Source organism: Promicromonospora sp. NPDC050880 (assembly GCF_044456525.1).
In the GTDB taxonomy this organism is placed as follows: domain Bacteria; phylum Actinomycetota; class Actinomycetes; order Actinomycetales; family Cellulomonadaceae; genus Promicromonospora.
Window position 1 is genome coordinate 404,282 of the sequence record NZ_JBITFV010000001.1, and the last position, 26,786, is coordinate 431,067.

Consider the following 26,786-nt stretch of genomic DNA (forward strand, 5'->3'; position numbering starts at 1 on the left):
CGTTGAGATTGACTCGTGGCGTCGTCTGATCCGTATGCAAGTATCGCCGCCCTGCCCCGGGCGACCCGGGACCTGCTGCTTGCCGCGGCGGCAGCGGCACCGGAAGACCTCCCGTTGTTCCTCGGATCGCTGCCGGACGACGCGCTCGCGGACCTGGAGCCGGCAGAGGATGCAGGGCTCGTCCACCTGGGTGGCACCGAAGCTCAGCCGCTGGTGTGGTCCAGTCCCGAGGTCCCGAAGGGCCTCTACGGCGCAGCGCGGTACAGCGACCGCCGACGCGCCCACCGAAGACTTGCCGACGCGCTCGCGGGACGCGCAGACCGGCAGGCCTGGCATCTGGCCGCCGCCTCGCTCGGACCGAACGACGACGTGGCCACCGCGCTCGAAGACGGCGCGGAGGTAGCGCGTGTGCACTCGGGCTGGGCAGCCGCGGCAGAGATGCTGGAACGGGCCGCCGAGCTGTCGACCCAGCAGCGTGCCGCTGCCCGGCGCTACCTGCTGGCGATGCGAGCAGCCATCTTCGCCGGCGACGGTCCGTGGGTACGACGGCTGGGCGTCCGGGCCGGTGAGCTCACCGACGACCCGGACGACGCCCTCGAAGCCGCGCTGGCATCCGGTTGGGCCCTGGCGCGCACTGACCGGCACGGGGAGGCCGTCGCCATGCTGACCGCAGTGGCGGTCCGTGCGGCCGGTACCGGCAATAGCCGTCTCGCCTGGTCGGCCCTGTCGCCTGCCGCCGTGGCGGCCTTCTATTCCGGAGCCGTCGCACACCGCGAGCAGCTGACGAGAGCACTCGACGTCGTGGTCCGGCGGTTCTCGCGCCCCCCGCCCGATGCGGTTGCCTCCACGGACGACTCGCCCCTCCTGAAGCCCGCGGCAACCGCGCCCCCGGCCTTCGTCACCGCCGCCGGAGGAGAGAACGCGCCGGACCTGTCCGACCTACCGCAAGCGGCATGGCTGACGGCCTCGCTCGACCCCGTCGGTTCCGTGAAGCAGATCGAGGCGGTCCTGACCGCAAAGGGGCACCCCACCGGCCTGGACCAGGTCACGCTGAACCAGCTCGGCGGCGCCGCATGGGCCATCGACCAGACGCAGTACGCCGTCACAGCACTGCGCACGTTCCTGGACCGGCAGGAGGACACCGCGCTGGGGGGCGTCAACGCCCTGGTCTCGAACACTCTCGGCACCGTGCTGCGCGACAGCGGTGCCTGGGATGCCGCCGCCGCGGCGTACGGTGACGCCCTCCGGGTGGCCGAAGGGACCGGGATGGAGATGATCCGCCGGACCGCCGAAGCCGACCTCGCGATCATCGCCGCCATGCGCGGCGATGCGGACCGGGCGCACACGCTGGTAGCGAGGTCGTTGTCCGGCCTCGACCTGGACACCAGCCGCGCCGTCGCCGTGCTCACCCGCCGCGCGCTGGGCCTGGCGGCCCTGGCCGGCGGCGACCACGAACGCGCCCACGACGTGCTCCGCCTGATCCTGGACGACTCCGGCCAGCCGCTGCACCCGCACCTTTCGCTGTACGGCATGGTCGACCTGGTGACCGCAAGCCTGCGCACAGGCCGCCACGTCGCGGCACAGGAGGCGGCGGCAACCTTCGAGCAGGTGGCCGGGCACGGATCCGCCCGGCTGCAGATGCTGGTGGCGCATGCCGCGGCACTGGTCGCCACCGCGGGTGACGAGCACGCCGACCAGGCCCAGGGCGAGACTCATTTCGCGCGGGCACTCGCAGACTCGCGGAGCACGACGTGGCCGTTCGAGCGTGCTCGTGTTCAGCTCGACCTCGGCGCCTGGCTGCGACGGCAGCGCCGGGTGACGGAGGCGCGCCCGCACCTCATGGATGCCCACAACACGTTCGAGCGCCTCGGCGCAGCACCTTTCGCCCGCCGTGCCGGGGCTGAGCTGCGCGCGGCGGGCGTCCGGGCCGATCTTGCTCCGGGCGGCTGGTCGACACCGAGGGATTCCGCCTCCAGTGGTACGGGGCAGCTCTCCGTGCTCACCCCGCAGCAGCGCCAGATCGTGCTGCTGGCCGCCGAGGGGCTCACGAACCGGGAGATCGCCGAGCGGCTGTACCTGTCACCGCGGACGGTGGGTATGCACCTGTACCGGGTGTTCCCGTTGCTCGGCGTGACCAGTCGCAACCAGCTGCGGGACGTCGTCGACCGGTCTTCGCCAGGCCCTGAGCAAGACTGACCGGCCCACGTGCTGTCGACGAGCCAGGTGTAGTCATCTGACAGAAGCCCTGCCGCCGTCTCCCGGCCGAGACTGTTGTTCAGGAGCACGGCGACCGCGGAGGAACGGATGAGTACTGTGGTCTTCGTCCACGGGTTGTGGCTGCACGCCACGTCCTGGACCGCATGGTTGGAACACTTCGCGGCGTCCGGGCACACGGCGCAGGCGCCGGGCTGGCCCGGCGACTCGCCGACCGTGGCCGAGGCGCGCGCCAACCCCGACCGTGCTGCCGGGTTCGGTCTCGATGACGTCGTGCGGCACTACGGGCATCTGGTGGCCGGCACAAGCAGGCCCGTCGTGGCGGTCGGCCACTCGTCCGGTGGCCTGGTCGTCCAACGGCTGCTGGCCCGCGGCGGGGCCGACGCCGCCGTCGCGATCAGCTCAGCACCCGTCCACGGCGAGGCCCTGCTGCCCTCGTCCTGGTCCGTGGCGGCCCCGGTGGCACCGTGCGGTGGGGTCAGCTTCCGGGGCTCGGTCACGTTGACTCCACACGAGTTCGCCACCGGCCTGGGCAACACCCTGCCCGCGGAGGAGTGCGCCGATCTGTACGAGCGCTGGACCGTGCCAGCACCGGGCCGCATCCTGCTCGAGGACGCGGCGAACCTGAGGGCCGGCTCACCGACCCCGATCGACGTGGACGCCGATCGGGGGCCCCTGCTGCTGATCACCGGGGGCATGGACCGCGCGGTCCCGCCGGCACAGGCCCGCACCGTGCACGAGCTGTGCTCCCGCAACCCACGCGTGGTCACCGACCTGATCGAGCTTTCCGACCGGGGGCACACGCTCACCGTCGACCACGGGTGGAGCGAGGTCGCCGACGTGGCCCTGTCCTGGATGAAGCACAATGGCCTCTGAGATCGACCGCCCCCCGGCCGCCCCGGCCGTACGTGGTGGCGCACTGCGCATCCAGATCCTCGGACCGCTGCGGCTGTGGCGGGGCCAGACCGAGCTGGACACCGGTCCACGGCAGCAGGCCTACCTCCTGGCCCTGCTGGCGGCGCACCCAGGGCTGCCGGTCAGCAAGTCGGAGCTGGTCGACCTCATCTGGGGGGACGCGGCACCGGACAGCGCGCTCAACGTCATCCACAAGTACGTCGGCGTACTGCGGCGGCTGCTCGAGCCGACACTGCCCAGCCGAGGGCAGAGCTCCTACCTCGTGCGGCGGGGAGGCAGCTACCTGTGCACGGCGGGATCTGGGACGCTTGACCTCGCGACCTTCAGGGATCTGGTGGCCTCGGCTCAGAGCGACTCGGGCGACGGCCGGCCCGAGGACGCGCTGGACGCCTTCGAACGCGCACTGAGGCTGTGGCACGGCTCCGCGGGCGACGGGCTGGCCCTGCGGCCTGACGCCGTGCCCGTGTTCGCGGGGTTGAACAACGAGTTCTTCGGGGCGTGCACCGCCGCAGCCGACCTCGCGGTGGCCGTCGGCCAGCCTGAGCGGGTGCTTGCTCCCCTCCGGCTGGCGGCGTCCATGGGTCCGCTGCACGAACCCGTCCATGCCAGCCTGATCACCATTCTCGGGGCCGCCGGCCAGCAGGCCGAGGCACTGTCCGTCTACCAGTCCGTGCGGACCCGTCTGGTCGAGGAGCTCGGTATCGATCCGGGCCCTCTGCTGGAGCTGGCTCATCAGCAGGTGCTGCGGCAGGATCTCCCGGCCGGACATCCGACGTCGCCGGATCATGCTCCGCCGGCTCGTGCCGAGCTCGTGCCACCGCTGCGACCTGTCGACGTCGAACCGGTAGGCCGCGCGGTCGAGCTCACGGCCCTGCGGGACACCGTGAGCCGCGTCGCCGGTGGCGCGACAGGCCTGGTCGTCCTCGAGGGAGAGCCGGGCGTCGGCAAGACCCGGCTCCTGGAGCAGGTCGCAGGGGAGGCGGGCGCGAAGGGCTGCCTGGTGGCGTGGGGCCGGTCCGCCGACAGAGAGGGTGCTCCCTCCATGTGGCCGTGGCTGCAGACCGTCCGCGCGATCCTGGAGGACCTGCCCGAGGCGGAGCAGCGGCCCTGGCTCACCGGCGCGCTCGGTGAGCTCCTGGAACCCCACGATGCCGCCCCCGCGGGCCGGCTCCTGCCCGGCGGCAGCGGCCAGTTCCGGTTGTTCGAGAACGTCGTGGCGTTGTTCTCTCAGGTGTCGGCGCGGCGCCCCGTCATCGTCGTCCTCGACGACCTGCAGTGGGCCGACACCGCCTCGCTGCACCTCTTCGCCCATCTTGCCACCCGCATGCCGTCCAGCAGCGCGATCCTCGCGGCCGTCCGCGACCACGCGCCCGTGCACGACCCGCACCTGGCGCGGGCCCTCGCGACAGCGAGCCGGTCGTCGGCGCACCGCAGGCTCCGCCTCGGCCCACTGGGCGTGGACGACGTCGCTGAGCTGGTGCGCCGCGAGATCGGAAGGCCTCTGGACCCCCAGGCAGTCCGCACTCTGCACACGCGTACCGCCGGCAACCCGTTCTTCGTCCGGGAGGTCGCGCGGCTGCTCGGAGACGACCAGCCCGTCGGCAAGCCGCGGTGGCGCGAAGGGGTACCCACATCGGTCCGCGACGTGGTTCGCGACCGGCTGACCGACCTGGACGCCGACGCCACCGTGCTGCTCGAGACCGCAGCGCTGATCGGCCGAGACGTGGACCTCAACCTCCTGGCCCGCGTTGCCGACCTCGACCTGGGCACCTGTATGACGAGGCTCGAGCCCGCCGAGGCGCTGAGCCTGCTGACACCCACCCCGGGCGACCCCTGCTCGGTGCGCTTCGTGCACGACCTCGTGCGGGAGTCGATCTCCGAGGCGATCTCACCTCGGCACGCCACCCGCCTCCACCTGCGGGTCGCCGACGCGCTGGAGCACATGGCGGCGGACGGCGAGGTCGTGCCCGAACGGGTGGCGCACCACCTGTGGGCGGCCGGACCGTTGGCGGAGCCGGGCCGCACGGCCGACGCCCTGGTGCGGTCCGGGCGCAGGGCGGCCGCGCGATCGGCCCTGGAGGCTGCGGAGCAGCAGCTGCGGCTCGCCGCACAGGTGTCCCGCAGTGCCGGGCTGACCGAGGCAGAGCTTGCCGCGCTCACGGAGCTCACGGCTGTCATCGGGATGCGTTCGATGTACGCCGGCGCAGAGCGGGGACTGCTGGAACGGGCCGAACACCTGGCCCGCACGCTGGGGCGCGAGGTGGAAGCCGCAGGCATCCTCTACTCCCGCTGGGCTTCCTTCGCCCAGGGCATCCACCTGGACCAGACGGGTCCCCTCGCGAGGCAGCTGCTCATGCTCGGCGAGTCGTCCGACTACCCGATCGTGCGCACCTACGGCCTGCAGGCATGGGGGATCCACCAGTGGGACATCGGCAACATCGGAGAGGCGTTCCGGTACCTGAGCCGGTCCGAGGAGACCCTCCGGGCCGACTGGGTCGGCCGCGAGGAGAACCCCGTCCAGTACGACCTGCAGCTGCTCATGACAGGCCTGCATGCCGAGACGACGGTCCTGCACGGCAACCGTGAGCAAGGGCTGGCACTCCTGGACCGGTTGGAGACCGCCGGCCCGGACCCCTACACGGTCACCGTGTGGGCCACCATGTCGGCGAGGATCGCCGTGCTCATCGGGGACCCGGTCATGGCCCTCGACGCGGCCGAGCGGGGCATCACTGCCGATCCCGACTACTCCTACGCGTTCCTGGGCACCTACCAGCGGCTGGCCCGCTGCTGGGCGCGAGCGGTCGCCGCGACAGAACCCGCTGCAGCGGCCGGCGCTGCCGAGGAAGCCGAACGGATCATCGAGACGAGGTTGTGCAACCCCGTGCGTTCGTGCGTCTCCACCTGGTACGGGTTGCTGGCCGAGATGCTGCTCGCCGCAGGCGACGTCCGCGGCGCCGCGGAGGCTCTGGACCGCGCCGACCACTACCTGCATGACTATGGCCAGCGTTACGCGGAAGGTCTGCTCCTGCTCCTGCGCGCGCGACTGCTACGGGCCGAGGGGAAGCCCGCTGGGAAGGTGCGAGCGGCCGTGCTCAGGGCCCGAGACGTCGCCCTCGCGCAGGAGGCGTACCTGTTCGTCCAGCGGGCCGACGACCTCCTTGCGCGATGGGACTCGACGGCTGCGTGATGGACGCTCCACTCGTGTTCCACCGCTGGTCAACAACACGCGCCTAGGTTGACGAGCGTCGGAAAGCCCCTTCTGCACGGATGAGGTCAGTGATGAGACGGCGCGTCGTGTTCATCCACGGTCTGTGGATCCACTCCACGTCCTGGACGCCATGGCAAGACCACTTCGCCAAAGAAGGCTATGAGACGCTCGCACCGGGCTGGCCGGGCGACGCGGACACACCCGAGGCCACACGGTCCGACCCGTCCGGGATGATCGACGTGGGCGTGGACCGGATCACCGAGGCCTACGCCGAGACGATCGCCGGCCTGGAGGCGCCGCCCATCGTGGTCGGACACTCCTTCGGCGGGCTGGTGGCACAGAAGCTTCTCGAACGTGGCCATGCCGCGGCTGCCGTCGCGATCTCACCCGCGCCGGTCAAGGGTGTGCGGGTCGTGCCGCTGAGCCTGCTCCGGTCGAGCTTCCCGGTGCTGTCCAACCCGCGCAACAGGCACAGGACGGTCGCCCTCACTGCCGACCAGTTCGCGTACGGTTTCGGCAATGCCCTGTCGCGTGCGGAGTCGGACGAGCTCCACCGGCGCATCGCGATCCCTGGGCCGGGCCGGCCGCTGTTCGAGGCGTCGTCGGCCAACTTCACGCCCCGTGCGGCCACGACGGTCGACACACGGCGCAGTGACCGAGGGCCCTTGCTGCTGATGGCCGCAGGCAGGGACCACACCGTGCCCGCCGTCGTGGTCCGGGCGGCGTACAAGCTCTATTCCGCCTCGGGTGCGGATACCGAACTGCTCGAGTACCCCGACCGCGGGCACAGCGGGGTCTTCGACGCGGGCTGGCGCACCCTGGCGGATGCCACGCTGGACTGGCTCACCCGGCGGGGGCTCTAGGCGCGATGAGCTTCCAGGACCAGATCCGCGCCACCTTCCGCCGGGGTGAGACCGCCGAGGTGCGCCGTCTTGCGGAAGCCGGTGTGCGGCGCGCCAGAGCCGCGGGGGAGCCGGAGGACGAGGTCGAGGGACTCTATGCCCTGGCGCGGCTCGCGCTGCGCCAGGGTGAGCTCGGGGAGGCTGAACGGCTTGCCGGGCAGGCTCTCGAGGTCGCGGTGCGAGCGGCCGACCGGCGACTGGAGGAGCGGCCCCGGCACGTGCTGGCCGCTGTCGCCCGTATGAAGGGAGACCATGCCCTGGCGCGCGAGCGTTACCTGGCGAGCATCGAGCTGAACCGGGACCTGGGGCGGCCAGAGCAGGTGAGTTCCGAGACCTACAACCTGGCGCTCACCGAGCTGCACCTCGGAAACCTGGGCCGGGCCCGTGACCTGCTGCGCACCGTCCAGGAGCGGGTCTTCCGAGTGGGGGACCACACGTTCGTGCCGTACCTGGGCGTCGCGGCGGCCACCCTCGCCGCGGCCGAGGGTGACGCCGAGACGGCTGCGTCGATGATCGGGTTCACGGACAGCGCCTTCGACGGCCTCGGGCAGGTTCCCGACCCCGACGACGCCGAGGAGCTGGCCGCCGCCCGCACCTTCGCGACCGTGGCCCTGCACCCCGAGCGGTTCGCCGCGCTGTACGCCGTGGGCACCGGCTGGGACGCGCCCACGGCCTTCGGACTCTCCTGGGGCACCTGATGGACCACGACAGGACGCCCGGCCTTGCCGGGCGCGTCCATCAACGGTCCACCAGCCGTCAACCGCTGCCCGGAACGCTGGGTGGACACCCAGCGGATCGACGGAGGGCACGACGATGAGCACGTTCACGACCTCGGACGGCACCGAGATCTTCTACAAGGACTGGGGATCAGGCCAACCGGTCCTCTTCAGCCACGGCTGGCCGCTGTCGGCGGACGACTGGGACAGTCAGATGCTGTTCTTCCGGGACCACGGGTACCGGGTGATCGCCCACGACCGGCGTGGCCACGGGCGGTCGGCACAGCCCTCGGGCGGGCACGACATGGACCACTACGCCGACGACCTGGCCGCGCTCGCTGAGCACCTCGACGTCCGCGACGCCATCCACGTCGGACACTCGGCCGGTGGCGGCGAGGTGACGCGATACCTCGGCCGCCACGGGCAGGGCCGCGTGGAGAAGGCCGTGCTGATCAGCGCCGTCACCCCCTCGACCGTGCAGTCGGAGGCCAACCTGGACGGTCTGCCTCGGTCGGCGTTCGACGGGCTGCAGGCCCAGCTCGCGGCCAGCAGGACAACGTTCTTCCGGGACCTGCCTGCCGGGCCGTTCTACGGGTTCGACCGTCCCGGTGCGGAACGTGTCGACGCCGTCGTGGACAATTGGTGGCGCCAGGCGATGATGGGGGCCGCCAACGCCCAGTACGACTGCGTCAACGCCTTCGCGCACGAGGACTACACCGCGGACCTGGCCAAGATCACGGTGCCGGTCCTGGTCATGCACGGGCTGGACGACCAGATCGTTCCCTACGCCGCCACCGCGCCCCGGACCGCACAGCTCCTCCACGACGGCACGCTGCTGTCCTACCCCGGCTACCCGCACGGTATGCCGACCACTCAGGCCGACACGATCAACGCCGACCTGCTGGCGTTCTTCCGGTCATGAGCTCGGCTGCGCACAACCCCGCCGCCAGGACGCACCACCGGTACGCCACCGTCGACGGCCACCGGCTGTTCTACCGCGAGGCGGGACCTCCGGACGCCCCGGTGGTCGTGCTGCTGCACGGGTTCCCCGCCAGCTCGTTCATGTTCCGTGACCTGATCCCGCGGCTGGCCGACCAGTTCCACGTCGTGGCGCCCGACCTGCTGGGCTTCGGCCTGTCCGACGCACCGCCGGCCGACCGGTTCACCTACACCTTCGACAGCCTCACCGATGTGACGGCCGGCCTGCTCGACCAGCTCGGTATCAGCCGGTACGCCATCTACGTCCAGGACTACGGTGCGCCGATCGGATGGCGCTTGGCACTCCGGGACCGGTCAGCGGTCACCGCAGTGGTCAGCCAGAGCGGCAACGCCTACGAGGAAGGCTTCCAGCCACAGTTCTTCTCGACGGTGCGCGCCTTCTGGGAGAAGGAGACACCCGAGACCGAGGCCGGTGTCCGGCAGGCCCTGACCCTGGACCTCACGCGCTGGCAGTACCTCGCCGGCGTGGTTGACGAGTCCCTGGTGGACCCCGTCACCTGGATGCACGACCATGCACTGCTGTCCCGGCCGGGGAACGACCTCGTGCAGATCGCGCTGTTCCGGGACTACGCCACCAACCCGGCGCTCTATCCCGAGGTCCACCGCTGGTTCCGGGAGAGCCAGGTGCCCCTGCTGGCAGTCTGGGGACGCGGCGACCCGGTCTTCGGCCCCGACGGTGCACGCGCCTTCACCACCGACCTGCCCCACGCCCAGGTCCACCTCCTGGACGGCGGCCACTTCCTGCTCGAGAGCGCCCTGGACGACGCAGCCCCTCTCATCCGTGACTTCCTCACCACGCAGGCCGGCCATCTCGACCTGAGCACCTCGACCTGACCACCTCGCTACAGCCGCATGGAGCCACGATGTCTCTGCCCGTCGTCATCGACACGTCGCCCGACCCCGAGCGTGCCGACCCGGAACGCCAGCGGGGACCCTCCATCGCTGCCTGGATCCGGTCGATGGGCCCCAGCCGGACGGGCGCACTGCTGCTGGTGGCGGGCACGCTGCTGGCCATCGTCTGGGCGAACGCATCCCACGAGACGTACGAGACGTTCTGGGACACCCGCCTGACGATCGGCGTCGCCGACCTGAACCTCGACTTCACCCTGCACGCCCTCGTCAACGACGCCCTCATGGCGGTGTTCTTCTTCACGGTGGGCCTCGAGGTGCGCCGTGAGTTCTCGATCGGCGAGCTGACCAGCTGGTCGAGAGGCGTGGTACCGGTCGTGGCCGCACTCTGCGGCCTGCTGGTGCCGAGCCTGCTGTACGTGCTGATCGCCCGAGGGTCCGGCTGGGAAAGCGCCTGGGGTGTGGTCATCTCCACCGATACCGCCTTCCTCGTCGGTGGTCTGGCCCTGGTCGGGCCGAAGGCCGCCGGCCGCCTGCGGATCTTCCTGCTGGCGCTCGCCGTGGTCGACGACATCGGGGCGCTGAGCATCATCGCCCTGGTCTATACCGAGAACTTCAACCCGCAGCCGCTCCTGGTCGCCGCAGTGGGACTCACGGGGATCTGGTTCACCCGCTACGTGCCCACGGGCCGCGGCCCGATCTATGCCACGCTCGCGATCATCGTCTGGTTCGCGTTCCTGGCATCCGGGGTGCATCCCACCCTCGCAGGGGTGGCGGTGGCGCTGCTGGTCCCGGTCTACCGTCCGAGCCGGCGCGATGTCGAGCACGCACTGGCCTTGGCGCGCACGTTCCGGCAGTCGCCCACCACCCAGTATGCGCGCGCGGCCGCCAACAGCCTGCGTGAGTCGATCTCGATCAACGAGCGCTTGCAGTCCGCGTACGCGCCCTACGTCTCCTTCGTGATCCTGCCGGTCTTCGCCGTCGCCAACGCCGGTGTACAGATCTCCCGGGACGTCCTCGTCGAGGCTGCGACCTCGCCGGTGACCTGGGGAATAGTGGTCGCCCTGGTCGCGGGCAAGTTCCTGGGTGTGTTCGGGTCGACGACGCTCGTGCGGGTCTTGAAGCTGGGTGAGCTTGGGGCAGGCCTCACCACCGGTCGGGTCGCCGGCGGCGCCGCGCTGTGCGGCGTCGGGTTCACGTTGTCGCTGTTCATCGTCGACCTGGCGATCTCCGATCCGTCGGTCCAGAACCAGGCACGCGTCGGGGTCCTGCTCGCCTCGGTCCTGGCCTTCGGGATCGCGGCGCTGATCTTCCGGGCGACCGAACACTCCCCACGCGAGATGGAGATCGGGCAGGTCCTGCAGCGCCCGGTCGATCCCGCCCGTGACCACATCTACGGACCGGTCGACGCGCCCTTGACGCTGGTGGAGTACGGCGACTTCCAGTGCGGGTTCTGCCTCAAGACGGCCGGCACCATCCAGGAGGTCGTCCAGGAGCTCGGTGGACGCCTGCGCTATGTCTGGCGGCACGCGCCGTTGCTGCACTACCACCCGAACGCAGTCGCGGCGGCGGAGGCGTCCGAGGCCGCGGCGATGCAGGGCAAGTTCTTCGAGTTCGAACGCTCCCTGTTCATCGATCAGGACCATCAGCAGCCGGCGGACATCCTGCGTCGTGCCGAGCAGCTCGGTCTCGACCTCGAACGGTTCGAGAGAGACCTCACCTCGGCCTCCGTCGCAGCCAGGGTGCGTGACGACATGCTGGACGCTGAAGCCATGGACATCACCGCGGTGCCGACCCTCTTCGTCAACGGTCGCCGCCACACCGCCCCGCACGACGCCGCGTCGCTGATCGCCGCCCTCACATCGGACAGGTCCCCGTTCCGCGCCGAGGAGAGTCACGGGCAGGGATGAGGAAACCGGGATCCGGAACGTCGGGCGGAGCACGCCGAGACCCCGCAAGGCAGGATGCCTGCGGGGCCTCGGCGCACGTCACTCGTCAGGGACGAGGGTGTACTTCGTGGACAGGTACTCGTGGATGCCCTCGCTCCCACCCTCGCGACCCAGCCCGGAGTGCTTCACGCCTCCGAACGGCGCCGCTGCGTTCGAGACGACGCCCACGTTCAGGCCCATCATCCCGGTGTCCAGCCGGTCCATCATCCTCTGACCCCGGGCGAGGTCGGTCGTGAACACGTACGAGACCAGGCCGTACTCGGTGCCGTTGGCCAGACGCACGGCCTCGTCCTCGGTGTCGAACTCGACGATCGAGACCACGGGACCGAAGATCTCCTCGTGCAGGATGTCGGCATCTCCGGGCACCGCCGAGACCACCGTGGGTTCATAGAAGGTGCCCGGCCGGTCGATGGCTCGGCCACCGACCAGCACGGCGGCGCCCTTGCTCACTGCGTCCCGGACCAGCGAGTCCGCCTTCGCCACGGCGTCCTGGTCGATGAGGGGGCCGATCGTCACACCGTCCTCGGTACCGCGACCGATCTTCATCGCGCGGACTCGCTGGGCCACGCGGTCGGCGAACTCGGCTGCGACCGAGCCGTGCACGATGAATCTGTTGGCCGCCGTGCAGGCCTGCCCGGTGTTGCGGAACTTCGCCAGCATCGCACCTTCGACCGCTCGGTCCAGGTCCGCGTCCTCGAACACCACGAACGGTGCGTTGCCGCCCAGTTCCATCGACGTGCGCAGGATCCCGTCCGCGGCCTGCCGCAGCAGCGTCCGGCCCACCTCCGTCGACCCGGTGAAGCTCACCTTGCGCAACCGCGGGTCCGCGAACACCGCCTCGGACAGGGCGCCTGAGCGGGATGTGGGCACCACGTTGAGGACACCGTCCGGCAGGCCCGCTTCCTGCAGCACCGCGGCCAAATACATCGTCGTCAGCGGTGTCGCACCAGCCGGTTTGACGACGGCGGTGCACCCCGCCGCGAGGGCCGGGCCGATCTTGCGGGTCGCCATCGCCAGCGGGAAGTTCCACGGCGTGATCAGGAAGCAGGGGCCGACCGGACGCTGGGACACGACCATCGATCCTGTGCCCTCTGGGCTGCGGCCGTACCGTCCGGTGATGCGGACTGCTTCCTCGCTGAACCAGCGCAGGAACTCGCCCCCGTAGGCGACCTCGGCGTAGGAGTCGGCGAGCGGCTTGCCCATCTCGAGGGTCATCAGCAGCGCGAACTCGTCCTTGCGTTCCTGCACCAGGTCGAAGGCCCGGCGCAGGATCTCGCCCCGGTCACGCGGCGGGGTAGCAGCCCAGCGGTCCTGGGCTCGTGCGGCGGCGTCCAGCGCGCGGACACCGTCGGCAGGCGTGGCATCGGCGACGGTCTTGATCGGCTGACCCGTCGACGGATCGTCGACGGCGAATGTCGTGCCGGACGAGGACGGTACCCACTGACCTGCGATCAACAGGCCGCCGGGCACCCTGGTCAAGAGATCGGACTCAAGGCTCATGGTGTTCCTCCCAGGTTCGTGTCGCTGTTGGGGCGCCGCGCGGACGGGGACGCCCGGACTGGGCTCTTCGTCGGCGCGGTCGGCCTCGGGTGGGCAGCGAAGGCGGTCGTGGCAGCGAGAGCATGTCCGCCGCCACGACCGCCTTCGGTGCCGCCCCGTAGGTGCGTTGCCGCCGCTGTCGGGCCGGATCAGTAGGTCACGACAGCCTTGAACCGCAGCTGTCCGTTGATCATCCGCTGGTACGCCTCGTCGACCCGTTCCTTGGGGAAGACCTCGATCATGGGCTTGACGTCACCCCTGGCGACGATCTCCAGGGCCTCCGCCAGGTACTCCGGGCCGTTGTGCGCGGAGCCGATGATCTCGAAGCTGTGCCCCGTCAGAGACAGGGCGGGGAACGAGAACGAGTCGTTCGCCGAGATGCCCATCAAGATGATCTTCGCCCAGGGCCGGAGCCCCTTGAGCGCGTCGATCGCCGGGGCGTGGGTGGGCGCGGTGTGCAGGAGCACATCGGCGCCACCGACCTCGCGCAGCTCGTCACCGTTGGACACCACGTCGTCCGCGCCCAGCTGCTTGGCCAGGTCGTGCTTGTCAGGGGAGTGGGTCACCGCGATCACGTGGTACCCGGCGGCCTTGGCGAACTGGACCCCGAGGTGGCCGACGCCGCCCACGCCCACGACCGCGATGCGCGCGCCCGGCTTCGCGTTGGCGCGCCGCAGGGCGGCCCACACGGTGTAGCCGGCACACACCGTCGGTGCGGCGAGCTCGTACGGAAGGCCGTCGGGGAGCAGGACGGTGCCGTTGGCGTCCGCAGCGATGTACTCGGCCTGCCCGCCGTCGACGTTCACTCCGGTGAGGATGGGCGCGACGCAGTTGTTCGCGGTGACGAAGCTGTACGGGTGCCGTTCACGACAGAAGTCGCACCGACCGCAGGGCTTCTGCGTGATGGGCAGCCCCACCCGGTCGCCCACCTTGCGGGTGGTGACGCCGTCACCGACCGCGACCACCTCGCCCACGCCCTCGTGTCCCAGGACCAGGGGGAACGGCCGGAACGAGAGGACGTTCTGCGCCAGGAGCGCGTCGGTGTAGCACAGGCCACAGGCATGGATCTTCACGAGTACCTGGTGCGGGCCTGCTTCGGGCTGTGGCACGTCTTCGAGTGACCAGGGGGCGTTTGCCGCTGGAACTACCGCCGCCTTCATGGTTGTCATCGCTCTTCCTTACCTTTCGCGGAACGCAGGCCCCGGTCAGGAGGACCAAGGGTCCTGACACTGCGACGGCCGTCGTCTGACCGAGCGGGCCGCCACTCCTGCAAGCTATGCGGGGGAAGTTGAGGACCAGTTGACGGTCGGTGTACTGCATCGAATGCGGGTCCGCGGGCGAGAGGACGCTGCCCTGTACCAAGGCCGGTCTGGGTGCTGGACTCGCTCGAGAGGCAGCACCTGGGCCACTGCCCGCATTCGCTCAGGGCGATCCGGACGTTCGGCATCACGGCACATCACGCGCTTCATGTCGGCCGTGTAAATACTTGCGGCCGGTATCGGCCAGTGGCCGAATGCGGTCATCGTGCTCATTGCTCTCACGGGTCGGCAAAGACTAGACAGCCCCCATGCAACCTTCGTTCGCCGGCCGCCACTGGGGCGCTCTCGTGATGGGCGCCCTCGTCTCGGCCTCAGTGATCCTCTCTCCCGGTGCCGCCATCGCAGCTCCGGAAGCCGATCCTGTACGGGTCATCATCGAGCTCGACGCTCCTAGCGCCGCCGACATCGTCGGCACCGAGGAAGTAGCAGCGGCTCGCGCCCGGCAGGTCACAGCACGTAGTGCGTTCGCTGCCGACTACCGCGCGGCCGTGGTGACGGTCGAGGACGCGCAGGAGGACGTCACGTCCTGGGCCGTGCGCGAGGGCGTCGACTTGGGCGACGCCGAGTCGGTCACCGGGCTGCTGTCCGCCGTCGTGGCCACCGTGGACCCCGCCGACCTGGCCGAGCTGCGCTCCGCCCCCGGGGTCGCGCGGGTCACCCAGGACGCGCCCGTGCGGATCCTGGGCCAGGAGGCCAACATCCCCGCCACCGGCGCCCCGCAGGTCTGGGAGCAGCAGGACGCCGACGGCGTGCCCGTCACCGGCGAGGGCCGCACCGTGGCGATCATCGACACCGGCATCGACTACACGCTGCCCGACCTCGGGGCCGGGTTCGGCCCCGGCCACCGCGTGGCCGACGGGTACGACTTCGTCAACGACGACGCCGACCCCATGGACGACCACATGCACGGCACCCACGTGGCCGGCATCGTCGGCGCCGGCGGCGACAACCTGACCGGCATGGCACCCGACGTCACACTCACGGCCTGGAAGGCCATGGACGCAGGCGGCGGCGGCACCACCGAGGACCTGCTGCTCGCCCTGGAGGCCGCGACCGACCCGCTGGGCGACTACCCGGCCGACGTCGTGAACATGAGCCTGGGCACCCCCGGCGACGGCACCGACCCGCTCGGCCGCGCCTCCACCGCCGCCGTGCGGCAGGGCGTCGTGGTCGTGGCCGCGGCCGGCAACGCCGGCCCCGGCGACCAGACGGTCAGCTCGCCGGCGGCCGCCGAGGGCGTCATCGCCGTCGGCGCGAGCGTCACCGGCGTCGCCGACCCCACGCTCACGCTGGCCGGCGCCCGGCGGGGTGACGCGCCCCGTCCGCTGGACGTCACGCGCTTCCCGATGTCGGCCAACCCGCCCGCGGGCGGCATCACGGCCCGCCTGGTCGACGTCGGCGACGGACTTGAGGAGGAGGACTACGAGCAGGCCGGCGACGTGCGCGGCGCGATCGTCGTCATGCAGAGCGCCACCACGACCTCTCTCGGCGAGTTGCAGGTGCCGCACCTGTTGCAGGCCCAGCTCGCCGAGGAGCACGGGGCTGTCGCCGCCCTGCTGTACGCGCCCAGTGCGACCGACCCGACCGGCGATCAAGGCTCCGGTCCCCAGGGGTCCGCGAACGTCCTGGCCGGCGGTGGGTTCGACCTGCGCCGCGAGTCCCTGGTCATGATGAACATCAGTTCGGCCCACCTCCAGGCCTTCAAGGCCGAGCTTGCGGCCGGCACCGTCTCGGGCACGATCGGCTCGGTCGACCAGACCGACACGATCACCGACTTCAGCTCCCGCGGCCCGAGCGACGCCATGACGCTCAAGCCCGAGATCGTGGCCCCCGGCTACGAGATCATGTCCGACATCCCGGCCATGTTCGGGGTGGACGGCAACCAGTACCGGATGTCCGGCACCTCGATGGCCGCACCGCACGTCGCCGGCGCGGCCGCCCTCCTGGCCCAGGCTCGCCCCGAGCAGACCGCGCAGCAGCTGCGCGCGACCCTCATCGGCAGCGCGCAGGCCATGGACCCCGTCACGGAGCCCGCCGACGCCGACGCGTCACCGTCCGCCCAGGGCGCCGGCACGCTCGACGTCGCCGCCGCCGTCGACCAGCGGGTCACCGCGTCCCCCGACGCCATCTCTTTGGGGCTGGCCGACATGGGTCCGAACCCGACCCGGACCAGCACCGTGGTGCTGCGCAACTCCGGCGCCAAGGCCGTGACCGTCAGGCTCTCCGCCGAGCCGTCGAAGAGCAGCACCGGCACGGCTGACCTGTCCACCCGGACGCTGCGGATCCCGGCGGGTCGTCAGGCCTCGGTCGACCTCACCGTCACGCCGGAGTCCGGCGAGATCGACGGCGAGATCTCCGGCGTGGTGGTCGGTAGTGTCTCTGACGGCACGACCGTGCGCGTCCCGTACGCGGCCTACGTGCGCCCGCTGTACGTGCAGTCCTCGCCGTCGCTGGCGACCGGCAGCACCGATGTGTTCGTCTACGCGCCGATGACCCCCGAGGCGACACCCACCGCGACGGCGACCGCGCCGTCCGGCGAGAAGTACACCGCCGCGCTCACCGCCGTCGGCACCAGCCCCGGCTGGTACCGCGGCACCGTGCCGCTCGACGAACCCGGCACCTACCGCCTCGACGCCCGCGCGACGGTGACCGGCCGCACCCTGACCGGTACCGGCGGCGTGCAGTCCGAGGGTGCCGACCAGGCCGGGCAGTGGGAGCAGGTCGGACGCACCGGTGTGGCCAGGGCCCTCGCCACGTCGCCGAATGCTCCGGGAACCGGCCTGGCGATGGCCTCGACGGGTGTGCACCCGTTCGTCACCACCGACTACGGCCAGACCTGGCAGCGGGTGCGCAGCATGCCCGTGGCCGACGGCTGGGGCATCCCCGTGGCCGACACGACCACGCCCGGCGGCTTCTATGTCGCACTGAACGGCTCCTCGGGCAAGTCGGTCATGGACCCGAGCTACGCCGGCCGCATCGTGCACACCCTGGACGCGGGCGCCACCTGGACGGTGCTGCCGTTCCCGGACGTCGCCGTCAGCGAGCTCGTCGCCCAGGGCGACGCGCTGGCCGCGGTGACCGACGACGGCGTCTACCTCAGCAAGGACGGCGGGCAGAACTGGCGCCGGGTCGCCCCGGCCTGGAGCGGATCCGTGTCCAACGCCACCTTCGCCGGCGACGACCTGCTGATCACCACCTACCACGGCATCTATCGCGTCGCTGACGTCCTGGCCGGCGGCAGCGAGGTCACGCAGACCTACACGACCACTGCCGCGGACCCCTTCCCCCAGGGTGTCGTCGGTGACGGGTCCGCCGCCGTCGCCATCCAGGGCGACGGCCTCGCACTGATCTCCTCCGACGGCGGTGCAACCTGGACCAAGGGCCCGGACACCGGCCAGACCTATGTCACGCAAGCCACGCTGGTCGAGGGCACCGTGTACGTCGCGGGTCTGTCGAGCTACAGCACCAGCGCCGATGGAGGCGCCACCTGGGACACGCATCCGCTACCCGTTGACGGCTCGCTCGCGACGGACGTGGACCACTGGCCCGGCAAGCCCACCGGAACCATCGTCCTCGCGATGGAGGCAGCCGGCTACTACGCGACCGACGACGGCGAGCACTGGGCCCGCACCGGTGTCCCGGGCACCGACGTCTACGACGTCGAGGCCGGTACGGACGCGGAGGGGGAGGCCGTGCTGCGTGCCGTGGACGACTACGGTCTGCACACACGGTCGCTCGCCGAGATCTCGGCGGACACACCGGACTGGGGACCTTCCGGTCACGAGGGTTGGATCGGGTTCCAGCTCGACGAGGTGGTCCAGTCGCCGGTAGGTGACCGGGCCGTCTGGGCCATCGGTGCGGACGCGCTCGGGCTGGGCAAGATCCGCACGGGCACCTCCGGCGCCGGTGACGGCGACCTGACCGACGTCGGGCCGTATGGCGGGTTCAAGGCCCTGAGCCTCGCCGTGTCGCCGCACGAGGTGACGGGCGAGGGCGGGGACACCGTCGCGGTGTCCTACGCGACCCAGCGCGAGGCCGGAGTCATGGTCTCCCAGGACGGGTTCGCCCACTGGACGACCTATCCACACCAGGTGCGGATCAACCAGGTCGCCTTCGATCCCCAGAACCCGGAACGGCTGTGGCTGGCGACGGTGTCCGGTCTGTACCGGTCGGACGACCTGGGCAGGACGATCACGCGCCTGACGCAGGACGAGGCGCGGTCGGTGTGGGTCGACCCGGCCGACACCGACCACGTGGTGATCGGCGAGACGCCGGGCATCCGCGTCAGCACCGACGGCGGCGAGACCTTCGCCGACGCCGAGGTGCCGAACACGTCCGCCGCGGTAGGCACGTTCGTCGCGGTCCAGGTGCCGGACGGTCCGGCCGCCGGCACGCAGCTCCTGGTCGCCGGTGCCGCCCGCTGGCGCCCCTACGGTCTGGCGGCCAACGGTGCCGGGGTGCTCGTCTCGGCCGACGGCGGCGCCACCTGGGCGTCGGCGTCGCAGGGCCTGACGGCGATGTCGGTGCGGTCCCTGACCGTGAGCCCCGACAGTGCGTGGGTCTACGCGGGCACCGACGAGGGCGGCGTGCACCGCAGCGCGGTCACCGCCCTGGTGCCCGCGGACCTGCTGCCCGCGGCCACCAGCACGCAGGTCAAGGCGCCGTCCTCGGTCCGCCCGCTGGAACCGTTCCTGGTCAAGGTCACCGTGTCCGCCGAGGACGTCACGCCGTCGGGCCGGGTGACCGTCACCGTGGGCCAGGACGGCGACCGCCACCCCTACCAGCGCACCGTGACGCTGCGCCACGGCAAGGCCGACGTGCTGGTCCCCCCGCTGCTGCGCACGGGCCAGTACACGATCACGGCCGGGTACGCCGGCACCGACGACCTCGGTGCCTCGGAGGCGACCGCCGACCTGGAGGTCAAGCGACGCTGAGACGCGCGACCCGGCCGGGTGGTCGGTAGAAGGTCAGGTGGTCGGTACCCCGGGGTGCCGACCACCTGACCTTCTACCGACCAGCGTTCTACCGGTCGGCTGATCTTCCGTCACCTGGCCGGGCCGCCGTCGGGCGGACTGCCACGGCCCGGCGGCGGGCGGCGCGGACGAGGGCCCAGCCGCAGGTCAGGAGCACCAGCGTGAGGCTGAGCAGGGCCGTGACGTCGGCGCCGGTCGTGGCGAGCCCCGCGCCGGGGGTGCTCGCACCGGGGTCCGGTCCGGTGGCCCCCGTTCCACCGGGACCTGTTCCCCCGGGGCCTGTCCCGCCGTCGTCGGAACCGCCGCCGGAACCGTCGCCCGGGCCGCCGTCAGGGCCGCCGTCAGGGGGTGGCGCCCCGCCACCGGGGCCTGGTGGCGTCGGGGAACCGGTCGGAGTGGGCGTCGGAGTGGGCGTGGGCGTCGGCGTCGGCGTGGGCGTCGGCGTCGGCGTCGGCGTCGGCGTCAGGCACGTGACCGTGTTCGTCACCACCACCTCGCGGAACGGCAGCGCGGCCGTCGTCTCGTACGGCAGCACGGCCTCGGCCGGGTCGCCGTCCACGGCGGTGACCAGGGCGTCGTCGGCCGTGCAGTCCTCGGGCACCTGGGCGCTCTCGTCGACGGTGACGGCCCCACCGACGTCGTAGCCCTCGCGGGCCTCGCCCCAGGGCTGCGGCGTGGCCCCGGTGCCGCCCGGTCCGGTGAGGCTCGCCTGCGCCGTGAAGCCGTCGGGCTGCTCGCCGTCGGCGTACGTCTCGCCGTCGATCACCCACTCCTTGTCGACGACGACGCCCGCCGACGGCCGGTTGTAGACCGTGCACGAGACGAGCTCCGTGGCGGGCAGGTCGACCACGAATCCGGGCCGCGCCGGGTCGTCGACGTTGCTGACCGCGACCGGGTCGCCCGTCGACCGGTTGACGCACACCGCGTTCTGCCCGCCGGGGGCCACCAGCTCGTACCCGGGCTGCTGGGTCTCGGCCACGGTGACGTCCGACGTCAGCGTGCCGGTCGGGTACGCCAGGTCGAAGCTCACGCCGCCGGTGCCGTCGTCGGTGGTGGTCGCCGTCGCCGGGTCGACCGTCACGCCGGGTGCGGACGCGCTCGCGTCGAAGACCCAGCCCGCGCCGGCCGGGACGGACCCGCTCACGTCGTCGCCGGTGTTCTGCGCCGGGACGATCTCCTTGAACACGCTCACCGAGCCCTGGCACTGCGACAGCGCGAGGTCCTGGAGCGCGGCGCCGGCCTCGGCGTAGTCGGCGGCGTCGAAGTAGTCGGCCTCCAGCACGTTCGTGCCGTCGAACAGGGTGGGCCCGGACAGCGCCCGCAGGTTCAGCCGGGTCACGTCGTCCACGCCGTCCCCGACGCCGAGGGCGACGAGCCGCGAGCCCTCGCCCTTGACCGCGTTGGCCGAGTAGATGCCGTTCTCGACGTCGCGGAAGTGGGTGGTGCCGCCGGTGCCGAGCAGCGGGTCGGCGCTGAACCGGGTGGGGTTGCCGTCGGTGATCACCACCGTCAGCTCGTAGTCCGGTGCGGCGTCGGCGACTGCCCACAGCCCTCGGTCCCAGTTGGTGCCGCTGCCCGTGGTCCATCCCGCGTAGACGTCCTTGAACTCGTCCGCCCCGGCCTGGGTGGACACGTTCGTCAGGTCGGGGACGTTCGCGCCGACGCTCGTGCTCGGCGAGCTGCCGTCGAACGAGAAGACGGCCATCCGCGACGGCGTGCCCACCAGCGCGTCGGTGAACGTGTTCGCCGCGCCCTTGAGCGCCATGAGCTCGCTGGAGCTCACCGAGGAGGACAGGTCGAGCACGAGCGCGACGTCCAGCCCGCACCGCTCCGGCAGCGGAGGGTTGGTCCGGGACTGCTGCCACACGCCCTCGGAGTCGGTCACGGGACGCCCGCTGCCCGCGGTGCCGACCATGAAGTCCGACGTCGACGAGTAGGTCGTCCCGCCCGCGAGCGCCGGCGCCTGGAAGACGTAGGGGCTGGCGTTCGAGCTCGATCCGGAGCCGGGTCCGGTGCGCAGCGTGGGGTTGGTGAACCAGCCGGACGGTGCGTCGATCTGGCGCACCCACCACTGTGCCCCGGCGTTCGGTCCGCCGGGCGCGGTGCCGGGGACCACGAAGCTGCAGTCGCCGTCGGCGTCGGACGTGCACACGCCCCAGGTGGGGTCCACGGGGTCGGTGGCGTCCGCCGTGGCGAAGAGGCCGAGGGTCGTGCCCGCGAGCGGTGCGACGGTGCGCGTCCCGGTGCGGTCGGCGCCCACGGCCACGGTCACGACGGACTGGTCGGGTGCCGGGTCCGGCACGGCGGCGGGTACGACCACCGGTGTCCCCGGCACGGACCTCCCTGACACGGACGTCCCGGGCACTGCCGCCGGAGCCGCGACGGCCGTGCCGCCGAGGGCCAGCAGCCCCGCCAGTGCGGCCGACCGGACCATCCGTGCCGAAGCTCTGCGTCTCATGCGGTCCTTTCCGCCCCGGACCCGCGCCAGGACCCGGTCCAGCCTCGCAGGGGCCCGGCGACTTGTCGCGCGGGCCCGGTCCCGGCGCGGATCCGGGGCGTCGGTGCGATGGTGGGCCTCATGACCGTTCCTCCCGCACGCCCCGCCCCCGCGCCGGCGAGCCCACACCTGGCCGAGTCCGTCCTGGCTCCCCTGCCCGGGCTGCTGGCCGGGCTGCGCGAGACCTACGTCGACCTGCACGAGCACCCTGAGCTGTCCTACCAGGAGACCCGGACGGCGGCCCTGGTCGCCGAGCGTCTCGCCGCGGCGGGGTACGTGGTGCACACCGGGATCGGCGGGACCGGGGTGGCCGGGGTGCTGGGCAACGGGGACGGTCCGTGCGTGCTGCTGCGGGCCGACATGGACGCGCTGCCCGTCACGGAGGACACCGGGCTGCCCTACGCCAGCACGGTGCGCACCACGACGACGGAGGGCGTCGAGTCCGGCGTCATGCACGCGTGCGGGCACGACGTGCACGTCACCGCCCTGCTGGGCGCGGCGGACCTGCTGGCCCGGGGCCGCGCGGCATGGTCGGGCACCGTGGTCGTCGTCTTCCAGCCGGCCGAGGAGCTCGGCACCGGGGCGGACGCGATGGTCGACGGCGGCCTGTACGACCGCGTGCCCCGCCCGGACATCGTGCTGGGCCAGCACGTGGCGCCGGTGGCGGCCGGCCTGCTGGGGCTGCACGCCGGCCCGGCGTTCGCCGGCACGGACGTCCTCGACATCCGCCTGGTGGGTCGCGGCGGGCACGGTTCCCGGCCCGAGGCCACGGTGGATCCGGTGGTGATGGCGGCGGCCACGGTGATGCGCCTGCAGACGGTCGTGTCGCGGGAGGTGGCCGCCGGGGACGCCGCGGTGGTCACGGTGGGGCGGCTGCAGGCGGGCACCAAAGACAACATCATCCCGGACGAGGCGGCGCTCGGCGTGAACGTGCGCTCGTTCGACGAGGCGGTGCGGGCCCGGGTGCTGTCCGCGATCGAGCGCATCGTCCGCGGTGAGGCCGACGCCGCGGGTGCGCCCGAGCCCCCGCGGATCACGCCGGGCGAGTCGTTCCCGCCGCTGGTCAACGATCCGGTCGAGACCGAGCGCACGCGCGCGGTGCTGGCGGCGCAGTTCGGCGCGGAGCGCGTGATCGACCCCGGTCCGGTGTCGGGCAGCGAGGACGTGAGCGTGCTCGCCACCGCTGCCGGGGTGCCGCTGGTGTACTGGCTGCTCGGCGGCTGGGACCCGGCGGCCTTCTTCGCGGCGCAGAGCGCGGGCACCACGGACCGGGACATCCCCTCCAACCACTCCCCGCGGTTCGCCCCGGTGCCGCACCCGACGCTGGAGACCGGCGTGACGGCCCTCGTCGTGGCGGCCCTGGACCGGCTGTCCGGCCCGGCCGGGGCCTGACCGGGGGCGGTCAGGCGCGGGGCGCGACGGCGGCCATGGCCTGGTCGACCAGGTCGGCGAACCGCCGGCTGGTGCCCCCGGCGAGCCATGCGTGCTGCGCGGCCAGCACACAGCCCATCGCGGCGGCGACCACGGCGCGCGGCGTGGGATCGTCGTCGGCCCACGGGGTGCCGGCGGCCGTGGCCCGTTCGCGCACGACGGTCTCCGCCGCGCCCGTGACGCGCTCGAGCTTCTCCAGGTAGCGGCCGAGCAGGTCGGGCGTGCCGAAGATGACCCGCTGCATGGGTTCGGCCAGCTCGGCCTTGTGCGGTTCGTCGAAGGAGGCCACGAGCCGGTCGAACGCGCGTCGCAGCGAGACCCACAGCTCCTCGCCGGCCGGACGGTCGCGCAGCGCCGTCAACAGGTCGTCACCCACCAGGTCGAGCTTGCCGAGGACGATCTCCTCCCGCGTCGAGAAGTACCGGTAGAGGGTGCGCCGGGACATGCCGACCGCCTCGGCGATGTGCTCGATGGTGGTCGCGTGGTACCCGCGCTCGACGAACAGCCGCTCGGCCGTGTCGGTGATGTCCCGCTGGATCACGCGCCGCGTGCGCTCCCGCAGCCCGCTCCGCGCCTCGTGCGTGCCCCCGCCCATGCCGCCCTCGATCCGTCCGTCCGGCTCCACGGCAGGCAGATTACACGATGCGCCGCTCTTGACACACTGTGCCACCACTCGCATGCTGTGCCACATGGAGACCCCCGCAGCACGGACCATCGTCATCACCGGAGCCAGCGACGGGATCGGCGCGGCGGCCGCCCGCGCCCTCACCGAGGCCGGGCACCGCGTCGCCGTCGTCGGCAGGTCGCCGGACAAGACCGGACGGGTCGCCCGCGCGCTGGGCGCCGACCACTTCGTGGCCGACTTCACCCGTCTCGCCGACGCCCGCCGCCTCGCGGCCGAGCTCACCGACGCCTACCCGCGCATCGACGTCCTGGCCAACAACGCCGGCGGCCTCCTGGGCGACCGGACCCGGACCGAGGACGGGTTCGAGCGGACGTTCCAGGTCAACCACCTGGCGCCGTTCCTGCTCACCAGCCTGCTGCTGGACACGCTGGTGGCGAGCCGGGCCACCGTGGTCCAGACGTCCAGCACCGGTGCCCGGCTCTTCGGCCGGCTCGACCTCGACGACCTCCAGCACGACCGGGACTTCACGCCCCACCTGGCCTACGGCACCGCCAAGCTGGAGAACATCCTGTTCACCCGCGAGCTGCACCGCCGGTTCCACGGGCAGGGCCTGGCCGCGGTGGCCTTCCACCCGGGCGGCGTCGCCACCAACTTCGCCGCCGAGAGCACCAGCTTCCTGCGGCCCCTGTACCGCAGCCCCGTCGGCAGGCTCGTCCTGGCCACCCCCGAGCGGGGCGCGGCGCAGCTCGTCCGCTTCGCCCGGACCACGCCGGGCGTGGACTGGGAGCCCGGCGCCTACTACGAGCGCGGACGCGTGGCCCGGCGCGTCAACCCGCAGGTGCACGACGCCGACCTGGCGCGCCGGCTCTGGGAGCGCTCGGCCGAGCTCGTGGGCGCACCCGCGGCCTGAACGGCTCAGCCGCGGCGTCCGCCCCGCCGGCCGAACGGGCCGCTCGCCCAGTCCGCGACGACCGCACGGCAGGCCGCCCGGTCCGCCTCGGCGACCAGGAGCACCAGGTTGCCGACGTGGTCGCTGTACTGGACCCGCACGTTGACGCCGGCGTCACCCAGCCGGCGCGCGAGCGTGCCGAGCTGGCCGGGCACCTCCTGGTCCAGCCGGGCCAGCACGACGTCGCGCACCACGGCGGGCCCGAGACCGGCGGCCGTGACCGCCCGCAGCGCGCGGGCGCCGTCGTGCACCAGGTAGTGCGCCACGGCGTGGCCCGGACCGGCGTCCGGCCCGACCGCGAAGACACCACCGCCCTCCAGGCTGACCCCGGCCTCGCCGAGGGCCTGGCCCAGGTCCGCGAGCGCCCCAGGGCGGTCGGGCAGGAGGACCTCCAGGTCCTGCGGGTGGGCGCTCACCGGAACCGCACCGTGACGCCGACCTCGACGCCGACCGCGAGCGAGGAGGCCACGTAGCAGGCGTGATGGGCCTGCTCGGTGAGCTCGCGCACCACGGCCTCGTCGGTCCCGGCCGCCACGGTGACGGTGACGGCCAGGCGGATGGTGCCGAGCCGGGCGGGCGACTCGGTCAGGTCGAGGTGGCTGGTGGCCGCGTCGTCGTAGGCGAGCACGTCGACCCCGGCACGGGCAGCGGCCCCGAGGAACGACAGCATCTGGCACGACGACGCCGCCATCACGACGAGCTGCTCGGGGTTGAGCCGGTCGGGGTCGCCGCGGAAGGCGGAGTCCGCGCTGAGCTCGACGACGGGGGTGGCGGGCGCCGCGACGGCGGTGTGGTCGCGGGAGTAGGAGCGCGGGCCGCCGCCGGTCGACCCGGTCCAGTGCAGGCGGGTCGCGTAGGGGTGGGACGGGGTGCGGTGCACGGGGGCCGTGCGGGTCTGGTCCATGCCGGGACGGTAGGCCGGGGACGCTTCGGTGGACGCCGAAATGTCCGCGCCGTACGGTCGGCGCATGAGCCGGGACCGGGACTTCACCGCCGTGGGCCGGGCGCTGTCCACCCCGGCACGGTCGACGTTCCTGAACCTGCTCCTGGACGGCACCAGCCGCCCCGCGGGCGAGCTGGCCGCGGCGGCCGGGGTGAGCGCCTCCACAGCCTCCGAGCACCTGACGGTCCTGGCGGACGCCGGCCTGGTGACCGCCCGCACCCAGGGCCGGCACCGCTACTACACGCTGGCGGGGCCCGATGTCGCGGCGGCGCTGGAGTCGCTCGGCATGCTCGCCGACGCCGCTCCCGTGTCGGGCTACCGGCGCAGCCGCCGGGCGCAGTACCTGGCCGCGGCCCGGTTCTGCTACGACCACCTGGCCGGGCGGCTCGGCACCGGCCTGACGGACGCCTGGGTGGGCTGCGGGTGGCTCGCCGGCCGCGACGAGCTCACCCTGACCGGCCCGGGAGCGGCGGGCCTGCGGGAGCTCGGGGTGGACGTCGACGGCGCCGTCGCCGCCCGCCGCGCCACCACGCGGGCGTGCCTCGACTGGACCGAACGACGTCCGCACCTGGCGGGCGCGCTCGGCTCCGCGGTGGGGGCGCGGTTCCTCGAGGCCGGGTGGGTGGTCCGGCACCGGTCGGGCCGGGGGCTGGACGTCACCGAGGCAGGGCGGGCGCTGGTGCGCGATCGGTGGGGCCTGGAGTGGGACCTGAAGTGGGGCCCGGACGTGGCGGGCACGCGCGCGGGCAGGTGATCCC

18 protein-coding genes are annotated in these 26,786 nt (G+C 72.4%); 12 read left to right on the forward strand and 6 right to left on the reverse strand.

Translation table 11 applies throughout. The annotated features are described in order from the left end of the window. Nucleotides 1-15 precede the first annotated feature (15 nt). The 8 genes from ACIBBF_RS01940 (at nt 16) to nhaA (ending at nt 11,713) form a co-directional block, all read left to right on the forward strand. Nucleotides 16-2,196 (forward strand): LuxR C-terminal-related transcriptional regulator, encoded by a 2,181-nt coding sequence (locus ACIBBF_RS01940; RefSeq protein ID WP_397409919.1) that lies wholly within the window; start codon nt 16-18, stop codon nt 2,194-2,196. 108 nt (nt 2,197-2,304) lie between these two features. Further along, nucleotides 2,305-3,090 (forward strand): alpha/beta hydrolase, encoded by a 786-nt coding sequence (locus tag ACIBBF_RS01945; RefSeq protein ID WP_397409921.1) that lies wholly within the window; start codon nt 2,305-2,307, stop codon nt 3,088-3,090. Next, the gene (locus ACIBBF_RS01950) at nt 3,080-6,316 is read left to right on the forward strand and encodes an ATP-binding protein (RefSeq protein WP_397409923.1); all 3,237 of its coding nucleotides are present in this window, start codon (nt 3,080-3,082) and stop codon (nt 6,314-6,316) included. Before ACIBBF_RS01945 ends, ACIBBF_RS01950 begins: the two co-directional genes overlap by 11 nt. Before the next feature lie 92 nt (nt 6,317-6,408). Continuing rightward, entirely contained in the window at nt 6,409-7,200 is a 792-nt protein-coding gene (locus tag ACIBBF_RS01955; protein WP_397409925.1) for an alpha/beta hydrolase, read from the forward strand. 5 nt (nt 7,201-7,205) lie between these two features. Next, nucleotides 7,206-7,937, forward strand: coding sequence for a tetratricopeptide repeat protein (locus tag ACIBBF_RS01960; RefSeq protein ID WP_397409927.1), 732 nt, complete (start codon nt 7,206-7,208; stop codon nt 7,935-7,937). 115 nt (nt 7,938-8,052) lie between these two features. After that, nucleotides 8,053-8,877, forward strand: coding sequence for an alpha/beta fold hydrolase (locus ACIBBF_RS01965; protein WP_397409929.1), 825 nt, complete (start codon nt 8,053-8,055; stop codon nt 8,875-8,877). Then, complete coding sequence (locus ACIBBF_RS01970; protein ID WP_397409931.1) at nt 8,874-9,788, forward strand: alpha/beta fold hydrolase; 915 nt, start codon at nt 8,874-8,876, stop codon at nt 9,786-9,788. Before ACIBBF_RS01965 ends, ACIBBF_RS01970 begins: the two co-directional genes overlap by 4 nt. Before the next feature lie 29 nt (nt 9,789-9,817). Continuing rightward, entirely contained in the window at nt 9,818-11,713 is a 1,896-nt protein-coding gene (nhaA, locus tag ACIBBF_RS01975; protein ID WP_397409933.1) for a Na+/H+ antiporter NhaA, read from the forward strand. 78 nt (nt 11,714-11,791) lie between these two features. Here nhaA and ACIBBF_RS01980 read toward each other — a convergent pair whose 3' ends face one another. Together ACIBBF_RS01980 and ACIBBF_RS01985 are read right to left on the reverse strand one after the other, a co-directional pair. Beyond that, nucleotides 11,792-13,252, reverse strand: a complete 1,461-nt coding sequence (locus ACIBBF_RS01980) for an NAD-dependent succinate-semialdehyde dehydrogenase (RefSeq protein WP_397409935.1) — start codon at nt 13,250-13,252, stop codon at nt 11,792-11,794. A 188-nt stretch (nt 13,253-13,440) separates the two neighbouring features. Next, nucleotides 13,441-14,400, reverse strand: a complete 960-nt coding sequence (locus ACIBBF_RS01985) for an alcohol dehydrogenase catalytic domain-containing protein (RefSeq protein ID WP_397409937.1) — start codon at nt 14,398-14,400, stop codon at nt 13,441-13,443. A gap of 458 nt (nt 14,401-14,858) precedes the next feature. On the opposite strand from ACIBBF_RS01985, the gene ACIBBF_RS01990 reads away from it, so the two are divergent. Continuing rightward, complete coding sequence (locus tag ACIBBF_RS01990; RefSeq protein WP_397409939.1) at nt 14,859-19,544, forward strand: S8 family serine peptidase; 4,686 nt, start codon at nt 14,859-14,861, stop codon at nt 19,542-19,544. An 88-nt stretch (nt 19,545-19,632) separates the two neighbouring features. On the opposite strand, the gene ACIBBF_RS01995 is transcribed toward ACIBBF_RS01990, so the two are convergent. After that, entirely contained in the window at nt 19,633-22,041 is a 2,409-nt protein-coding gene (locus tag ACIBBF_RS01995) for a hypothetical protein (RefSeq protein ID WP_397409941.1), read from the reverse strand. Between the two features lie 201 nt (nt 22,042-22,242). On the opposite strand from ACIBBF_RS01995, the gene ACIBBF_RS02000 reads away from it, so the two are divergent. Then, nucleotides 22,243-23,472: an amidohydrolase gene (locus tag ACIBBF_RS02000; RefSeq protein ID WP_397410667.1), complete on the forward strand. Its 1,230-nt coding sequence runs from the start codon at nt 22,243-22,245 to the stop codon at nt 23,470-23,472. A gap of 10 nt (nt 23,473-23,482) precedes the next feature. Here the strand turns inward: ACIBBF_RS02000 and ACIBBF_RS02005 are convergent, their stop codons facing one another. After that, nucleotides 23,483-24,136 (reverse strand): TetR family transcriptional regulator, encoded by a 654-nt coding sequence (locus ACIBBF_RS02005; RefSeq protein WP_397409943.1) that lies wholly within the window; start codon nt 24,134-24,136, stop codon nt 23,483-23,485. Nucleotides 24,137-24,200: 64 nt separating this feature from the next. Between ACIBBF_RS02005 and ACIBBF_RS02010 the strand changes: the two genes are divergently transcribed. After that, nucleotides 24,201-25,046, forward strand: a complete 846-nt coding sequence (locus ACIBBF_RS02010; RefSeq protein WP_397409947.1) for an SDR family NAD(P)-dependent oxidoreductase — start codon at nt 24,201-24,203, stop codon at nt 25,044-25,046. Between the two features lie 5 nt (nt 25,047-25,051). Here ACIBBF_RS02010 and ACIBBF_RS02015 read toward each other — a convergent pair whose 3' ends face one another. Together ACIBBF_RS02015 and ACIBBF_RS02020 are read right to left on the reverse strand one after the other, a co-directional pair. After that, nucleotides 25,052-25,501 carry an ACT domain-containing protein gene (locus ACIBBF_RS02015; RefSeq protein ID WP_397409949.1) on the reverse strand — a complete coding sequence of 150 codons (450 nt, stop codon included), beginning with the start codon at nt 25,499-25,501 and terminating at the stop codon, nt 25,052-25,054. Beyond that, complete coding sequence (locus tag ACIBBF_RS02020) at nt 25,498-25,989, reverse strand: OsmC family protein (RefSeq protein ID WP_397409951.1); 492 nt, start codon at nt 25,987-25,989, stop codon at nt 25,498-25,500. The genes ACIBBF_RS02015 and ACIBBF_RS02020 overlap by 4 nt, the downstream gene beginning before the upstream one ends. A 64-nt stretch (nt 25,990-26,053) precedes the next feature. Here ACIBBF_RS02020 and ACIBBF_RS02025 point away from each other — a divergent pair, with 64 nt between their 5' ends. Next, nucleotides 26,054-26,782, forward strand: a complete 729-nt coding sequence (locus ACIBBF_RS02025) for an ArsR/SmtB family transcription factor (protein WP_397409953.1) — start codon at nt 26,054-26,056, stop codon at nt 26,780-26,782. Nucleotides 26,783-26,786 lie beyond the last annotated feature (4 nt).

Bases quoted from the DNA above. Each gene is read 5' to 3' on its own strand.
- ACIBBF_RS01945 (WP_397409921.1), top strand. From the start codon at position 2,305: ATGAGTACTGTGGTCTTCGTCCACGGGTTGTGGCTGCACGCCACGTCC.
- ACIBBF_RS01950 (WP_397409923.1), top strand. From the start codon at position 3,080: ATGGCCTCTGAGATCGACCGCCCCCCGGCCGCCCCGGCCGTACGTGGT.
- ACIBBF_RS01955 (WP_397409925.1), top strand. From the start codon at position 6,409: ATGAGACGGCGCGTCGTGTTCATCCACGGTCTGTGGATCCACTCCACG.
- ACIBBF_RS01960 (WP_397409927.1), top strand. From the start codon at position 7,206: ATGAGCTTCCAGGACCAGATCCGCGCCACCTTCCGCCGGGGTGAGACC.
- ACIBBF_RS01965 (WP_397409929.1), top strand. From the start codon at position 8,053: ATGAGCACGTTCACGACCTCGGACGGCACCGAGATCTTCTACAAGGAC.
- ACIBBF_RS01970 (WP_397409931.1), top strand. From the start codon at position 8,874: ATGAGCTCGGCTGCGCACAACCCCGCCGCCAGGACGCACCACCGGTAC.
- nhaA (WP_397409933.1), top strand. From the start codon at position 9,818: ATGTCTCTGCCCGTCGTCATCGACACGTCGCCCGACCCCGAGCGTGCC.
- ACIBBF_RS01980 (WP_397409935.1), bottom strand. From the start codon at position 13,252: ATGAGCCTTGAGTCCGATCTCTTGACCAGGGTGCCCGGCGGCCTGTTG.
- ACIBBF_RS01990 (WP_397409939.1), top strand. From the start codon at position 14,859: ATGCAACCTTCGTTCGCCGGCCGCCACTGGGGCGCTCTCGTGATGGGC.
- ACIBBF_RS01995 (WP_397409941.1), bottom strand. From the start codon at position 22,041: ATGAGACGCAGAGCTTCGGCACGGATGGTCCGGTCGGCCGCACTGGCG.
- ACIBBF_RS02010 (WP_397409947.1), top strand. From the start codon at position 24,201: ATGGAGACCCCCGCAGCACGGACCATCGTCATCACCGGAGCCAGCGAC.
- ACIBBF_RS02020 (WP_397409951.1), bottom strand. From the start codon at position 25,989: ATGGACCAGACCCGCACGGCCCCCGTGCACCGCACCCCGTCCCACCCC.
- ACIBBF_RS02025 (WP_397409953.1), top strand. From the start codon at position 26,054: ATGAGCCGGGACCGGGACTTCACCGCCGTGGGCCGGGCGCTGTCCACC.